The organism is Arthrobacter sp. sptzw32 (assembly GCF_059089735.1).
On record NZ_JBNHEZ010000003.1, the window covers coordinates 469,633 to 484,478 of the forward strand.

Sequence of the window (14,846 nt, forward strand, 5' to 3'; positions counted from 1 at the left end):
CCATCTGCGCAAGTTCAAAGCTTAACCGGGATGTTGCCCGCCCCGCTCAATTCCGCCCCCGAACCCAGGCCCATGAGGTCAGCGAACCCGTCCGAAACCGGAATCGTAAGCAGGCTTAGCATACGTTATGGCCGCAACATCACGGGAGAACTTGGGTGGGCAGGGTGAGGATTTCCGCTCCATCTTCGGTGATGGCAATGGTGTGTTCGCTGTGTGCAGTCAGGCAGCCTGTCGCGCTTCGCAGCGTCCAGCCGTCAGGATCGGTGATCAGTTCCGCGGTATCTGCCATTACCCAGGGCTCCAGCGCCAGCAGCAGCCCGGGGCGCAACGTGTAGCCCCGGCCGGGACGCCCGGTATTGGGAACGTGCGGGTCCTGGTGCATGGTCGAGCCGATGCCGTGGCCGCCGAACTGTGTGTTGACCGGGTAGCCTGCCTCGCCGAGGACGGAGCCGATGGCATGGGAAATATCACCGATGCGGGCACCCGGACCGGCCGCGGCTATCCCTGCAGACAGTGCCCGCTCCGTGGCGTCGATCAGGCTGATGCTCTCGGGCGGTTTCGACTCCCCCACCACAAAACTGATGGCAGAGTCTGCGGCCACACCGCCCTTGAGGACGGCGAGGTCGAGGGTCAGCAGGTCGCCGTCGGCAAGCTGGTAATCGTGCGGCAATCCATGCAGCACCGCATCGTTGACGCCGGTGCAGATGTAATGGCCGAACGGGCCGCGCCCAAAGGACGGCGCGTAGTCCACGTAGCAGGATTCTGCTCCAGCCTCGAGGATCATCGCTTTGGCCCACCGGTCAATGTCCAGGAGATTGGTACCCACCGTGCTCCGGCTTCTCAGTGTCTGCAGAATGTTCGCGACCAGGGCGCCCGCCTCTTTTGCCCGTGCCAGTTCAGTGGAGTTCAGGATCTCAATCATCCAATAACTATACCGGCCAAATTATCCCGGTATAGTTGTACCCATGGTTAGATTGCCGCTCACATTCGAAGAGGTGGAGCGCGGACAGCGCCTCGGCGCCCTGCTGCGCACCGCCAGGGGCGGGCGCTCCATGCTTGAGGTCGCACTCGATGCGCAGGTGTCACCGGAGACCCTCCGCAAAATCGAGACGGGCCGCGTGGCCACCCCTGCCTTCCCCACCATCGCCGCCATCGCGGACGTCCTCGGGCTCTCCCTCGATGTGGTGTGGACAGAGATCAGCACGCCCGCCAGCGGCGCTGCCCCCAACACGTCAGGTTCCAAGGCCAGCGAGTGTCTGGCCTCGTAAACCACCAAAGGACGCGCCGTGATGACCTTTGTCGAGAATTTAAGCGATGTGGGGCGCGGCGACCTCGCCGTGGCCGGCGGCAAGGCGGTGGGGCTGGGCGGCGTCATCCAGGCCGGGCTGCCGGTGCCGCCGGGGTTCGTCCTGACCACCGCCGCCTACTCACAGTTCACCCTCGACAACCACTTCGCGGCGGAGATCCGGGAACTGGCCGCGCTCCCACCGGAAGCGCCGCCGCAGGACTACGAGCATGCCGCGGAACGGATCCGGGCCCTGTTCGGCAGCGGCACCATGCCCGCCGACATCGCAGCCGAACTCAGCGAGGCCTACAGACAGCTCGGCGGCGGTGACACCCCAGTGGCGGTCCGGTCCTCCGCTACGGCCGAGGACCTTGCCTCGGCCAGTTTCGCCGGGCAGCAGGAAACCTCCCTGAACATCCGCGGCCCGGAGGCATTGTCCGCCGCGGTGATTGATTGCTGGGCTTCCCTCTGGACCGCGCGCGCCATGGCCTACCGTGCCCGGGAAGGCGTGGCGCCGGACGAGGTGCGCCTCGCCGTCGTCGTCCAGCAGATGGTGGAGGCCGATGCGGCCGGGGTGATGTTCACCGCCAACCCGTCCAACGGGCGGCGCGGCCAGACGGTGATCAGTGCCGCGTGGGGACTGGGCGAGTCGGTGGTCAGCGGGACGGTCACCACCGATGACCTGACAGTCGACGCCGGGACAGGCGCGGTGGCGTCCCGGCAGACAGCCGACAAGGAAGTCATGACTGTCTACGCGGAGCACGGCACCCGGGAGGAGCCGGTAGCGGCAGCCCGCCGTCGTGCGCCTGTTCTTGATGACCGTGCAGCTGCTGAGCTGGCCGGGTACGGGAAGCGGATCGAGAGCCACTTCGGCGCGCCGCAGGACATCGAGTGGGCGCGGGCCGGCGGCCGGTTCTTCATCCTGCAGTCCCGGCCCATCACGGCACTGCCCGAGCCGGCGGCCGACACCCCTGACACCTGGCCCCTGCCGTATCCGAAGGGGCTCTACTTCCGGGCCAGCATCGTGGAACAGCTCCCCGACCCGCTCACCCCGCTGTTTGCCGACCTCATCGACGGCTCGGTGGCACGGTCGCTGACAGCCCTGCTGGCCGAAGCCCTGGGCAAGAACGTCATCCGCTACGGCGACGTGCGGATGCCCACCATCAACGGCTACGCCTACTACTATTACCGCCGCGCGGGCATGTGGCGGATGATGGGCAAGACGCTTCCGGCGGTGCGCGCGCTGGCCCGCGGCAAGGCCCATATGGGAGTTGCCGGCTGGCGGGACTTCTCGCACCCCCGCTACGAACGGGTAATCAAGGAGTGGTCAGCAAAGCCCCCGGCGGAGCTTCCCGGCGAGGAACTGCTCGCGGGAGCGCAGGCACTTTTGGATGCCGGCACTGTGTACTACACGGCCGTGCAGTCGATCATTCCGCTGGCCGCCACCAGCGAACTTTCCTTCCGGGCGTACTACGACAAGCTGGTCCGGCGTGACGGCGACCCGCCCGCCCAGACCTTCCTTTTGGGCTTTGACAGCGAACCCATCCGGGCCGAGAAGTCACTGTACGATCTGGCCGGCTGGGCCCGGAGCGATCCGGCGCTGACGGCTGCCTTGGTGGAGCGTCCGACGGCGGTGCTCGCCGAATGCCTGCGCACCGGTGTGCCGCCGGAAGGGGTGGACGACGTCCTGTGGCAGGAATGGCGTTTCGCCTTCCGGGAGCATCTGGGCCTGTACGGCCATGCGGTCTACAACCTGGACTTTGCCAGCCCGGTGGCAGCCGACAATCCGTCCGCCCTGCTGGAGACGGTCAAGTTCTATCTCCGGGGGCAGGGCACCGACCCGCATGAGCGGCAGCGGCAGCTGACCGAGCGGCGGGAGTCGCTCACTGAACAGACAGTAGCCCGGCTGGGCCCGCGCCGCCGCGCCGTGTTCCTGCGGCTGCTGCGGTGGGCGCAGGAGACAGCGCCCCTCCGCGAGGACGCGCTGGCCGACGTCGGACTCGCCTGGCCGCTGCTGCGGCAGATGCTGCTCGAACTCGGGCACCGGCTGGTCGCCTCGGGCGTCATCGCCTCCCCGGACGATGTGTTCTGGCTCCGGCACCAGGAACTGCAGAGCGCCGTCGAGTTCGGCCTGACATCGCAAGGGGCACGCGCAGTCACCATCACCGGGGCGGACCGGCCCGCCCGCGCCGCCGCCGTCGAGGACCGCAGGATGCTGTGGCGGGGGCAGGTGAAGGCCGCTGCCCCACAGATGCTGCCCGAGAACCGGTGGATGGAAAAGGCGTTCGGGTCGATGATGCCCGCCGGTTCGCAGCGCCAGCGCGGCGACGTCATCAAAGGCGCCGGTGCCAGTGCCGGCCGGGTCACCGCACCCGCCCGCGTGCTGGCCGGGCCGCAGGACTTCGGCCAGATGGAGCCCGGGGACGTCCTGGTGGCCCGCACCACCACCCCCGCCTGGACGTCGCTGTTCGGGATGGCCTCCGCGGTGGTGACGGACATCGGCGGCCCGCTGAGCCACAGCTCCATCGTGGCGCGCGAGTACGGAATCCCGGCCGTCCTGGGCACGGGCGTGGCCACGCAGCGGATTGTCACTGGCCAGCAGATCAGCGTGGACGGCGACGCCGGGACGGTCACGTTGGAGCGTCCGGCCGGTTAGGAGCGGCCTGCTACGTGTCTCCGAGGCCCTTCGCATAGGCGGCCTGCCCCACATGCTGGAGGCAGTCGGCAAGGGTGCTGACCAGCCGGACGCCGAGCGTGACGGGCGGATCCCAGCGCCGGTCCACGATCCGGTCCAAATCCTCGTCCCGAAGTCCTGCCAGGAAACCCACGGTCTGCCGGTGCACGGCGTCGTAGTACTCAAGCAGCAACTCCGGTGCGGCCTGGACTGCGTCCACCTGGTCCGTCGAATGCCCGTAGCCGGTGTCCCGCTCCGGCAGCGGCAGGCCGAAACGGCCTGCGAAACCCTGCGACGTCCACACCTGCTCCAGCCCGGCCGCGGCGGCCACCTGCGCATCCTCCACCCGGCCTAGGTGCCAGATCAGCCAGGCGATCGAGTTCCCGGTGCCGCCCGGGCGGCGGGTGAGGGCGCCGCCGTCGAGCCCTTCCAGCGTGTCCTCCACCGTCTCCCGGATCCGCCCGAACGCGTCCCGCAGCAGCTCATCCGTCTTCACTTTGTTCCCTTCCTTCCCTGCAGGCACGGCTGCGTCATCAACCGGCACCAATTCCGGGACCCAACCCGCGCTGTGATAATCCGGTAGGTATGTCTCTTTTACCCGAATCCTCCACCACGGCGTCAGCCGCCGAAGAACGCAGCGCCCGCGTCGCCGTCACCCTGTTTCCCCTGCTTATCCTGGCGGGCGGAGCCGTGGCGCTCGCCGCTCCCTCAGCTTTCACCGGACTGGCCCCGTGGATCAACCCCCTGCTGGGGGTCATCATGTTCGGGATGGGGCTGACCCTCACTCCCCCGGACTTTGCCGTGATTGCCAAACGGCCCGTCCCCGTGGTGATCGGAGTGGTGGCACAGTACGCGATCATGCCGTTCCTGGGATGGCTGGTTGCGGCTGCCCTGGGCCTTCCGCCTGCACTTGCTGCCGGCGTCATCCTGGTGGGTTGCTGCCCCGGCGGCACCGCATCGAACGTGGTGTCCTACCTCGCCAAGGGTGATGTGGCACTGTCCGTTGCCATGACCACCGTTTCCACGCTGATCGCTCCGCTGATGACCCCGGCGCTGGCATTGTGGCTGGCCGGCCAGTACATGCCGGTGGACGCCGGTTCCATGGCGTGGTCCATTGTCCAGGTTGTGCTGTTCCCTGTTCTGCTGGGACTCATCATCCGGGTCTTCCTGCCGCGCCTGGTCAACAAGGCGCTGCCGGCCCTGCCCTGGATTTCGGTGCTCGCCATTACCGTTGTGGTGGTTGCGGTGGTCTCCGGAAGCGCAAAGGCCATCTTCGCCGCCGGGCTGCTGGTTCTTGCGGCAGTCATCCTGCACAACGGCCTCGGTTATGCCCTTGGTTACGCTGCTGCCCGTCTTTTCAGGCTGCCCATCCCCTCCCGCCGCACCACTGCAATTGAAGTCGGCATGCAGAATTCAGGCCTCGCAGCAGGGCTCGCGCGGCAGTACCTGACACCTGAAGCGGCACTGCCCGGAGCAATCTTCTCCGTCTGGCACAACGTTTCCGGCGCCGTCCTGGCGGCCTACTGGCGCCGCCGCAGCTCAGCTGCTTCACAGAACGCTGAGCGGGTTCCGGCAGCTGTTACGGAGTAAACCTCCTTCAGCTGTTGGCCCTGCAGGCCCCTCAATTCGGTACCACCGCCGGCTTGCCCATGCGTTGCCTTCCGCTTGGCCAGGCCCTACCGCGAAGTGACGGACAGCCGAAGCAGGTGCAGCCATGCGGACAATGCGGTGGTCAGCGCGTTGCCTGCTGCTGTGCTTCCTGGTGGCCGGGTTCCTCGTTGCTGCCGCGCCCCCGCCAACGGCAGCCCTTACCGAAATTACGGCCAGGGAATCCGCCGATTCTGGGCAGACCTACGCGGCCGTGGACTCCTACCTGCGAGGGCAGCTCGAAAGCCTCGGCATTCCCGGTGCCGCAGTCGCCGTCGTCCGTAACGGCGTCCAGGTGCACTCCGCAACTCTTGGCAAGGCAGACGCCTCGAGACGGCCGATGACGGCGCAAACGCCGGTGCTGCTCGCCTCCACCAGCAAGTCGCTAACTGCCATCGCGGTGATGCAGCAGGTGGAGGCCGGGCGGCTGCGGCTGGACGAGCCGGTGCAAACGTACCTGCCCTGGTTCACCCTTGACGATCCCCGGTCGCCCGCCATCACGGTGCGCCACCTGCTTCACCAGACCAGCGGCATGAGCGCCAGGGACACCGCCTTCGAAGCCTCCCGCGACCAGCACACGGACGCCCTGGAAGCAGCCGTCCGCGACCTGGCGAACTCTCCCCTTGCGGGGGAACCGGGCCGGAACTTCCACTACGCCAGCGCCAACTACAACGTACTGGGCGTCCTGGTGCAGGCGGTCTCCGGCCAGCCCTTCGCGGACTACTTGGAGCAACACGTGTTCGGGCCGTTGGACATGGTGCACAGCCATCCCACCCGGGCAGCTGCCCGACAGGACAACCTCGCCGCCGGCCATTCCCGGTGGTTCAGCTCCTTCTGGCTCCAGACGGACGTCCCCGCGCCCGCCGCCGGGATGCCGTCCAGCACCCTTTACTCCTCGGCCGAGGACCTGGGCCACGTGCTGGCGGCGCTTCTCGACGGCGGCCGGCACGGCGACGCGCGGATCCTCCAGCCCCAGAGCGTGGCAGCGATGTTCGAGCCGGGCAGCTCTGTGGACCAGGCCAAGGGTTACGGCATGGGCTGGTACACCCGGCCGCTGGTTGAATCCGTTGACCCCTGGATGCCGGTGCCGCCTGGGGAGTTGCCGCTGCTGCTGGAACACCAGGGGGAATGGGGCAACAGCCACACGTACCTGGCCATGGTCCCCAACTCCGGCCTCGGCGTTGCCCTGGTGATCAACGGCAACGATACTGCCGCCCCGTCGCGGCTCAAGGCCATCGATACCAACATCCTGCGGATCCTCCACGGACAGTCCCCGATACCGGCGGTGGTCTTCGAGGACTGGCTGCAGCGCTACAGCTGGGCGGTGTCCCTGGCGTTGCTGCTGATGGAGCTGCTGAGCCTGTGGCTGGCGCTGTCGGTCCTGCTCCATAAGCGCTTCGCAGGCAGTGGACGGTGGGCTCGTTTGGCCTGGGCCGCAGCCACCCTCGCGCTGGACGTGTTCGCCCTATGGCTGTGCCTGTTCTACGCACCCGCCCGGTTCGATACCGACCTGCCGGTCATCATCCGCCAGTTCCCGGACGTCGGGGTTCCGCTGGTGATGGTGCTCGGGCTCGCGATTATTTGGCCCATCCCGCGGACCATGTGGCTGCTCCTGAGGATGCGGCCAGCACCTTAAGCACTTGGAGCAAGGGCCCCGGCTACTCCTCCATGCCGGGGTGCACGGGAACAAAGTCGACCTTGTTGCCGGAGTTCGTCCGGCCGGCAGGCGTCCTGGAGAAGCCCCGCGCGTCGAGGCCGTTCTTCGCGCGGAATTCGGCGAGCGCGGCGTCGTAGGCGCTGTTGAGGGCCCGGCCGGAAAACTCGCCGGTGCTGCCGTCATTGAAGGCGATCCTGATCCGGACGCTGGCGGGGTAGTGCCGGTTCATCCGGATGAAGCCTTCTGCGTCCTGCTGGAGAGTAATCAAGGAAATCTGCTTTCGTTGGTTGGGCCGGACTCCAGTCTGGCGCAGATCGGCTCTGGCAGGTACCAACAGGGCCCCTCAGACCGGATCTTATGGCACCGGGGTGGTTAGTTCAGAGTGTAAACTTGTTGGAGGAATTGTTCAGGCCAGCAGCGCCGGGTTCCGCTCCCCTCCCCCTTGAATGGAATCCTCCTTAATGTCTTCCGCGATTTCCGCGCCGGCGCCCCAGCGTTTTCCGCTGGCCGCCATGATGGTCCTGGCCACCATCGCCTTTACCGCCATCACTACCGAACTGCTCCCGTCCGGACTGCTCCCCCAGATCAGCGAGGCCCTGAAGGTGTCCGAGCCAGTGGCCGGTTACCTCGCCGCCGCCTACGCCGCGGTCATCGTAGTCACGGTGGTGCCGGCCGCGCGGCTGCTGGCGAACATACCGAAGCGGCCCCTGCTGGTGGCCCTGGTCCTGACGTTCGCGCTCAGCAACGCCCTGGTGGGCATCGCCCCCGACTTCACCTTCGCGATGGTGGCTCGCCTGGTGGGCGGCCTGGCGCACGGACTGCTCTGGACCACCATGGCACCGTATGTCTCGCGCGTGGTACCGGCCGACAAAGTGGGCAAGGCCCTGGCCATTGTCTTCAGCGGCAACAGCCTCGGCCTGGCGATCGGCGCACCGGTGGGCACGGCACTTGGCACGGTCCTCGGCTGGCGGTCGGCGTTCCTGGCCCTCGCCGGCTTCGGCGTGCTCCTCGCCATCCTGGGCTTCCTGTTCCTCCCGTCGGTGCGCCGCGGCGCCGGCGAGGTACGCCCTTCCATGCGTTCGGCCATCGCCCAGCCCGGCGTGAAATCCGTAGCCATCGCCTGGCCCCTGCTGGTCCTGGCCCACTTCGCGCTTTTCACCTACATCGCCCCGTATATCCGCGACGCCGGGCTGCCCGACTACGCCATCAGCCTCTCCCTCACGGTCCTGGGCGTCTCGGGCCTGCTCGGCATCTGGATCGCCGGGCTCACGGTGGATTCGCACCCGCGCCGTTCGCTTTTGATCACGACGGCGGCAATCGCCGCCTCAATGCTGGCGTTGCCTTTCGTGGGTGGCAGCCTGTTCCTCGCCCTGGCGTTGATGACGGTGTGGGGCGCGGGCCTCGGCGCCATCGGCATCTACAACCAGTCGGCCATCCTCCGGGCCGGCCGTGAGAACAAGGACGCCGCGAACGGGCTCACGGTCCTCACCATCCAGCTGGGCATCACCATCGGTGCCCTCTACGGCTCGGCCGCCCTGGTGGTAGCCGGACCTTTGCTGGTGCCCGCCGCCGCGGCCCTCCCGGTCATCGCGGCACTGGTGATCACGTACGCCGGTAAAACGGCGGCCTATCCGCCGGGCCCGCGCGAGTCCACGTGGAAGCGGCCCCGGCCGGTCAAGGAACCTGAAAACACGCACTAGCGAGGCGGCGTTTTCGGAAGACTCTCTCCCGTTAACCTCAGCTCCAACTCTGCGCACCAAGCACGCAACCTGCCCTCCCTAGCGTTGACGGGTCAGCGGCCTGCCGGCCGCTTCCCTGTCTCACTGGAGGAACCACCCATGCGCCAAGTCCTGACTGCCGCGGCTGCCGCCGCCCTGATCGCCGCCATGGCGGGCCCCGCCGCGGCAAGCCCGCAGAACGAAGCCGGCACGCCGTCGTCGAACGATGCCAGAACGGCGCCAACAAGCGCCATCAAGACGAATGAGCGGAACGGCTCCTTCGACCTGCAGAGCCACCGCGGCGGCCGCGGGGAGTGGACCGAGGAGTCCCTGGCCGCGTTCACCAACTCCCTGGCGCTGGGCGTGACCACCCTGGAGCTGGACACCCACCTGACCCAGGACGGCAAGGTGATCGTTTGGCATGACGGCACCATCCAGGCCGGCAAGTGCAAGGACACCGAAGCCGCCACTGCCGGGGACCCCGAGTTCCCGTACGTGGGCGACCGCGTGGCCGAGCTTTCCCTGGCACAAATCAAGACGCTCGACTGCGGCTTCCAGCCGCTGGCCGGCTACCCTGAGCAGGACGTCATCGAGGGCAACCGCATCGCTGAACTCAAGGACGTCTACCAGCTGGTCCGCGACACCAACGCCGCGAAGGTCCGCTTCAACGTGGAGACCAAGGTGGAGAGCAGCGAGATCGGCGGCGCCGGCATGGAGTCCCTGACCCGCGCCGTGGTGGCCGAGATCAACGCCTCCGGCATGGCCGACCGCACCACGCTCCAGTCCTTCGACTGGTCCTCGCTGAACCTCACCAAGGAGATCGCCACGGAGCTGCCGCTGGTGGCACTCTCCAGCGGCAACGCCTGGATGGGCGTGGGACAGCCCGGCGCCAGCCGCAACCTCGGCGGCATCGACATCGACGACTACAACGGTTCCCTGCCGAAGGCGGCAGCAGCCCAGGGGTACGACGTCGTCTCCCCCACGTTCAGCTCCGTCACCCCGGCGATGATCGCCGAAGCCCACGAACTGGGTTTGCCCGTCATCCCGTGGACCGTGAACACCACCGCGGACATGGAGCGCCTGATGGACCTGGGTGTGGACGGCATCATCACCGACTACCCCACCCGCCTGCGCACCCTCATGGAAGAGCGGGGCCTGAAGCTGCCGAAGGCGTACGAAGTGAAGGGCTAAGCCTTCCGGCCAGTGCAAGGCCCGGCAGCAGCCTGATCCAGCTGGTGCCGGGCCTTTTTACCTGGTCAGCCGATCCGCTCTGCCAGGGACACGATGATTCCCTCCGGACCGCGGACGTAGGCCATCCGCCACATCTGCTCGTACTGGCCGATCCCGCCCACCAGCCCGTAGCCGTCTGCGGCCAACTGCTCCACCGTGGCCTGGAGGTTGTCCACCTCAAAGGACACGTTGCGCAACCCCAGCTCGTTGGCCATCGCGTGCGGCGACCCGGGCTGGTGTTCCGGCCGGACAAAGCTCGAGAGCTCCAGCCGGGTGCCGCCGTCGGGCGGGCGCAGCGTGACGATCCGGCTTTGCGAGCCGGGAATGCCAATCACCGTATCCACGAACTCACCCTCCATGAACATCGGCCCGCCCTCAATCTCCAGGCCCAGCCCGACGAAGAACGCCGTCACCAATTCCAGGTCCGCAACGGTGATGCCGATATGGTCGAAGCGTTTTACAGGTGACATCCGGTCTCCGTCCTCGTGCTGTCCCTGGATCCTTTCGGGGTCAGCGCAGAATTTCCACGAGTGCAACCCAGGAGAAAAGGACGGCGCCTATCAATGCCACGATCGTGGCAAGGGCCACCACGAGCAGTCCTGTGGGGACCGACAGTACGAGCAGCACACCGCCCACCAAGTAGATGACGAGCGGGAGGACGAAGGACGCGATGTGCTGCCTATCCCAGTTCCGCGGCCGGCCCGGGCTGTCATCCTGAATGATCGCCCGAGCCGCCAGGGCAGCGATAACCCCTCCCACCAGGGTGCCGATCAGGACCTCGGTGCCGAACGCCCATAGCGGCTGGCCAGGGATCAGCGCAGCACACGCCAGGACAACACCAAGGATCAGCGCAGACACCGCGCCGCCTGCGCGGGCGGCGAGGCCCCGCGACTCAGCGATCTGCTTGATGTTCACCGACAGCGCCACGATGAGCAACCCGCCCAAAGCCGCACCGGCTCCGGCGATTGCCACGTTGAACTCCCCCCAAGAGGCAAGCACCGTTTCCATGGGTTCAGGGTAACGACACCTCAACGGCTGGTGGAAGACCTATTCGGGGCTGCGGATCGCGGGCGCGCCGGATTCCTGCCGGAGTGACTGGTGGAGAGTTATAGGCTGTGCCGATGGACACGTGGAAGGAACGGCGGCGAACAGTTCCGTCCCACGGGGCTGAGCTGGCAGTTTTTGAATATGGCCCGGAACCGGCACCTGAAGTTCCTTCCCTGCTCCTGGTCCACGGCTACCCGGACGACCACGGCGTGTTCCTTCCGCTCATCCGCGAACTCGCGGGAACATTCCACGTGATCGCTTACGACACCCGCAACGCCGGATCCTCATCTGCCCCCGGAGGGAAAGACAGCTTTCTGCTGCAGGCTTTGGTGGACGATCTGTACGCCGTGCTGGCCGCAACGAATACCTCGTCCGTTCATGTTGTGGGCCACGACTGGGGGTCCATCCAGGGGTGGGCAGCTGTCCAGAACCCCCGCGCCGCCGGGAGGATCAGCCGCTTCACGAGCGTGTCCGGGCCGGACCTGGGGCATGTCTCCTGGTGGATGCATCAGCGCTTGCGGCACCCGCGCAGCTGGTTCCAGTTGGTGGGACAGCTCCTGCGCAGCCAGTATGTTGCCGTGTTCCAGATTCCGCTGCTGCCCGAGGCGCTCTGGCGTTTCTTCCTCACCGGCTCCTATGAAAGGGCTGCCGGACGGCCGATTGGCGACAACCCTGTCCGCGGGCTGGCCCTCTACCGGGCAAACTTTCCCGGCAGGCACGAGCCCCCGGTCCGGGTTTCGATTCCGGTCCAGGTGGTGGTTCCCGTCAAGGACCCGTTCGTTTCGTCCAGCCTTACGGAGGGCCTGGAGAACTGGGTGCCAGACCTTACTGTGACAAGGGTGGACGGCGGGCACTGGTGGCCGGAAACCCACGCTTCGGACTTCGCGAAGGTGTTGCAGGCAGCACACCCCAACGCCCGGAAAACTTAGCCAGACCCGGCACTAGTCGAAGGTCAAGGCTGTCACCGTGGCTGCCGCCTCGACCGTCCTGCGCCTTCGAAACACCACGATGAGCGCGGCCGCGCCGGCCAGCACCAGTCCGGCGGCTCCCACCGCGACCGCGGGAAGCGCAGCCGCGGAAGCACCCCCGGAAGGAGTGGCTGCATCAGGCAGTGGCGACGTCCCGCCGTCGGCATCTACCCCTGACCCTCCGCCGTCGATAACGGTGAGGGACTTGCCGCCCCGGTTGACCACCACCACCGAGCCGTCCGCCGCAACAGCCAGGCGGCCCGGGTCCTCCCCTACCGGCACCGTCTCCGCCACTGCATCCGCGCCTGGCGGTAAGACCGAGACCGTGTTGTCCGCACTGTTGGTCACGTACACCGTGCCGTCCGGAGAGGTGGCCACCTCCTGCGGCTCGCGGCCCACCCGGATCCGCCGCGCCACTGTGGTCCCGCCCGGCTCAATGACAGCGACGTCGTTGGACAGGACGTTGGCCACGTAAACAGTCCCGTCAGGGGCGGCCGCAATCCCGTGGGGAGCGGACGTCCTGCCGAGGTCGATGGTGTGCGAGGGACTGGCGGCGCCGCCCGGAATGACGCTGACGGTGCCTGCGTCCTGGTTGGCGGCATAGGCGGTGCCGTCCTTTGCCACGGCAACCTCCACAGGATGATGGCCGGCGTCCACAACCCGGTCCACCCGCCTCCCGCCAGGCATAACCACTGACACAGTGCCTTCGCTGCGGCTGGCAACGTACAGTGCCCCGTCCGGCCCCGCCGTCAGCCAGTGTGTCCCCTGCGGCAGCGGGATGGTGAAGGACACGTCTGAGGCGCCGGGGGCAACCACGCCCAGCTCGGTCTGCATCTCCTCCGTAGTCTGGACCACGTAGAGCGACCCGTCCGGCGTCATGGCCAAGGAAGTAGAAAACCTCCCAACGCTGATGTGCCGGGAAGCGCTCGTCTCCCCCGGCTCGTAGACGCTGATACCGCCTGTCCAGTTGTAGTCGCTGACATAGACAGCGCCGTCCGGACCTGCCGCCACTCCCAGGGGCTGTCCGGTGACGGAAATCGTTTGTGGGTCATCGGCAGACGCCGGAGCAGCTATGACGGCGGACGCGAGCAGGAGCGCGGCAGCGCCGGCCACGGAGGCCCTAGCGGTGCGCTTTATCGGACCGACGTTCACGTACTTCCCCCAAAACTGTGGCCGACCCCCGCGGCAACCCTCCGATCCTACCGGCACTGCCTGTTCCGGTATTTCGCCCCTGCCTAACACCCGTCCACACCAGGGCCCGGCTGTTCGGTAGTGTCTGTCCATGGACGGCGATACCCTGCTGAATTTTCTGTTGGTCCTCTTTTTTGTGCTGCTGGGCGGGGTGTTCGCCGGCACGGAAATGGCGCTGGTATCCCTGCGCGAGAGCCAGGTGCGCCGGATGGAGAAGTCAGGCAAACGCGGTGCCCGGATCGCGGCGCTGGCCGGGAACCCCAACAGGTTCCTGTCCACGGTGCAGATCGGCGTGACGCTGTCCGGCTTTTTCTCGGCCGCCTATGGCGCCTCCACCATCGCCCCGGATGTCGAACCCCTTCTGGCCGGCGTCGGTTTCGGCGCCGCGGCCGAACCTGTCTCCTTTATCGGGATGACGCTGCTGGTGGCCTATCTCTCCCTGGTTCTTGGCGAACTCGTGCCCAAGCGGCTGGCCATGCAGAGCGCCGTCGGCTTCACCAGAGTCCTCGCCCCTCCCCTGGGCGTGCTGTCCGAAATCATGCGGCCCGCCGTCTGGCTGCTGTCCGTCTCAACGGACGCCGTCGTTCGGCTGTTCGGCGGTGACCCGAACGCCAGGCAGGAGAGCGTCAGCTCTGAAGAATTATGGGACATGGTGGCCGAGAGCGACATGCTGGAAGAGGACAGCCGCAGCATCCTCTCAGACGTCTTCGCCGCCGCGGACCGCTCCCTCCAGGAAGTCATGCGCCCACGCACCGACGTGACGTTCATCAACGGCAACCTCACCATCGCCGAGGCGTTCAGCATGGTCAGGGACGGGCCGTTCTCACGCTATCCGGTGATCGACAAGACGCCCGACGACGTCCTCGGCTTCATCCACGTCCGTGACCTCGTACCGCTCAACGGTAAGCACGACGACGGCCAGGTGCGGGACATCGTCCGGGAGATCCTTCCGCTGCCGGGCACCAACAAGGTGCTGCCGTCACTGCAGCGCATGCGCAGGCTGGGCCAGCACATCGCCCTGGTGGTGGACGAATACGGCGGCACGGACGGGATCGTCACGCTGGAGGACCTGGTGGAAGAGCTGGTGGGTGAGATTTACGACGAGTACGACGCCGGCTCGGCTGCGGAGAACCGTGTCACCAAGGCCGACGGCTCGGTGGACGTCGACGGCGGGTTGATTCTTAAGGAGTTCGCCTCTGCCTCCGGAGTCGAGCTGGCCGAGGGGCACTACGAGACGGTGGCCGGGTTTGTGATTGACCGGCTGGGGCGCCTTCCCCGCATTGGTGACAGCGTGGAAGCGGACGGCCATGTGCTGACGGTGACGGCGATGGACCGGCTGCGCGTTTCCCGGATTCGCGTGACGCCCCGTTCCGTGGAACCTGGTGCTCCGGGTCCGCCGAAGTCCTGATCCGTTGGCCTACCGGCTCCG

General features: G+C 67.1%; 14 protein-coding genes. 8 read left to right on the top strand and 6 right to left on the bottom strand.

What is annotated here, in order from left to right; genetic code table 11:
* Positions 1 to 139: 139 nt before the first annotated feature.
* Positions 140 to 922 carry a type I methionyl aminopeptidase gene (gene map / locus AC5RVN_RS08690; RefSeq protein ID WP_494137665.1) on the bottom strand — a complete coding sequence of 261 codons (783 nt, stop codon included), beginning with the start codon at positions 920 to 922 and terminating at the stop codon, positions 140 to 142.
* A gap of 43 nt (positions 923 to 965) precedes the next feature.
* On the opposite strand from map, the gene AC5RVN_RS08695 reads away from it, so the two are divergent.
* Both AC5RVN_RS08695 and AC5RVN_RS08700 read left to right on the top strand, forming a co-directional pair.
* Positions 966 to 1,268, top strand: coding sequence for a helix-turn-helix domain-containing protein (locus tag AC5RVN_RS08695; RefSeq protein WP_494137666.1), 303 nt, complete (start codon positions 966 to 968; stop codon positions 1,266 to 1,268).
* Between the two features lie 21 nt (positions 1,269 to 1,289).
* Entirely contained in the window at positions 1,290 to 3,941 is a 2,652-nt protein-coding gene (locus tag AC5RVN_RS08700) for a PEP/pyruvate-binding domain-containing protein (RefSeq protein ID WP_494137667.1), read from the top strand.
* A 10-nt stretch (positions 3,942 to 3,951) separates the two neighbouring features.
* Here the strand turns inward: AC5RVN_RS08700 and AC5RVN_RS08705 are convergent, their stop codons facing one another.
* Positions 3,952 to 4,455: a mycothiol transferase gene (locus tag AC5RVN_RS08705; RefSeq protein WP_494137668.1), complete on the bottom strand. Its 504-nt coding sequence runs from the start codon at positions 4,453 to 4,455 to the stop codon at positions 3,952 to 3,954.
* Between the two features lie 89 nt (positions 4,456 to 4,544).
* Here AC5RVN_RS08705 and AC5RVN_RS08710 point away from each other — a divergent pair, with 89 nt between their 5' ends.
* Positions 4,545 to 5,549, top strand: a complete 1,005-nt coding sequence (locus AC5RVN_RS08710) for a bile acid:sodium symporter family protein (RefSeq protein ID WP_494137669.1) — start codon at positions 4,545 to 4,547, stop codon at positions 5,547 to 5,549.
* 124 nt (positions 5,550 to 5,673) lie between these two features.
* A complete protein-coding gene (locus AC5RVN_RS08715) occupies positions 5,674 to 7,242 on the top strand; it encodes a serine hydrolase domain-containing protein (RefSeq protein WP_494137670.1) in 1,569 nt (522 codons plus the stop codon).
* Positions 7,243 to 7,264: 22 nt separating this feature from the next.
* On the opposite strand, the gene AC5RVN_RS08720 is transcribed toward AC5RVN_RS08715, so the two are convergent.
* On the bottom strand, positions 7,265 to 7,531 hold the full coding sequence (locus AC5RVN_RS08720; RefSeq protein WP_494041216.1) for a hypothetical protein: 267 nt from the start codon (positions 7,529 to 7,531) through the stop codon (positions 7,265 to 7,267).
* A gap of 193 nt (positions 7,532 to 7,724) precedes the next feature.
* On the opposite strand from AC5RVN_RS08720, the gene AC5RVN_RS08725 reads away from it, so the two are divergent.
* Positions 7,725 to 8,963, top strand: coding sequence for an MFS transporter (locus tag AC5RVN_RS08725; RefSeq protein WP_494137671.1), 1,239 nt, complete (start codon positions 7,725 to 7,727; stop codon positions 8,961 to 8,963).
* Positions 8,964 to 9,101: 138 nt separating this feature from the next.
* Positions 9,102 to 10,172, top strand: coding sequence for a glycerophosphodiester phosphodiesterase family protein (locus AC5RVN_RS08730; protein ID WP_494137672.1), 1,071 nt, complete (start codon positions 9,102 to 9,104; stop codon positions 10,170 to 10,172).
* A 65-nt stretch (positions 10,173 to 10,237) separates the two neighbouring features.
* Here the strand turns inward: AC5RVN_RS08730 and AC5RVN_RS08735 are convergent, their stop codons facing one another.
* Entirely contained in the window at positions 10,238 to 10,681 is a 444-nt protein-coding gene (locus AC5RVN_RS08735) for a VOC family protein (protein WP_494137673.1), read from the bottom strand.
* Positions 10,682 to 10,721: 40 nt separating this feature from the next.
* Complete coding sequence (locus AC5RVN_RS08740; RefSeq protein WP_494137674.1) at positions 10,722 to 11,219, bottom strand: hypothetical protein; 498 nt, start codon at positions 11,217 to 11,219, stop codon at positions 10,722 to 10,724.
* A 113-nt stretch (positions 11,220 to 11,332) separates the two neighbouring features.
* Here AC5RVN_RS08740 and AC5RVN_RS08745 point away from each other — a divergent pair, with 113 nt between their 5' ends.
* Positions 11,333 to 12,187 (top strand): alpha/beta fold hydrolase, encoded by an 855-nt coding sequence (locus AC5RVN_RS08745; protein WP_494137675.1) that lies wholly within the window; start codon positions 11,333 to 11,335, stop codon positions 12,185 to 12,187.
* Positions 12,188 to 12,199: 12 nt separating this feature from the next.
* Here the strand turns inward: AC5RVN_RS08745 and AC5RVN_RS08750 are convergent, their stop codons facing one another.
* Entirely contained in the window at positions 12,200 to 13,378 is a 1,179-nt protein-coding gene (locus AC5RVN_RS08750; protein WP_494041221.1) for a Vgb family protein, read from the bottom strand.
* 130 nt (positions 13,379 to 13,508) lie between these two features.
* Between AC5RVN_RS08750 and AC5RVN_RS08755 the strand changes: the two genes are divergently transcribed.
* Positions 13,509 to 14,825, top strand: coding sequence for a hemolysin family protein (locus tag AC5RVN_RS08755; protein ID WP_494137676.1), 1,317 nt, complete (start codon positions 13,509 to 13,511; stop codon positions 14,823 to 14,825).
* Positions 14,826 to 14,846 lie beyond the last annotated feature (21 nt).